Origin of the sequence: Pseudomonas sp. 2995-3, assembly GCF_002742565.1 — a bacterium.
Lineage (GTDB): Bacteria > Pseudomonadota > Gammaproteobacteria > Pseudomonadales > Pseudomonadaceae > Aquipseudomonas > Aquipseudomonas edaphica.
In genome coordinates, this window is record NZ_LJSB01000421.1 from 1 (window position 1) to 242 (window position 242).

Here is a 242-nt window from a genome sequence, read left to right on the forward strand (position 1 = left end):
TGATTACACTGTTGAAGTTGAAGTGAATCAAGTTTCACCAAACACAGTAGCAAATTTATGGACGAATCCATCTCCAAGTCAGCACTACGAAGGAATTGCTGTAGCTGACCTTGAAGACGCAGATGAAGTTCGTCGTAATCCAATTGGTTTTGGACCATTTAAAGTAACAAACATCGTTCCAGGTGAAATGTAGAGTTGGAGCGTTTCGATGACTACTGGCAAGGTGCACCAAACCTTGATGG

Annotated in this window: 1 pseudogene; it reads left to right on the top strand. The window is 42.1% G+C overall.

Going from position 1 to position 242, the window contains the following annotated elements:
• Nucleotides 1-193: pseudogene (locus tag AOA62_RS31965) on the top strand (hypothetical protein); the annotation flags it as partial.
• Nucleotides 194-242: the final 49 nt, after the last annotated feature.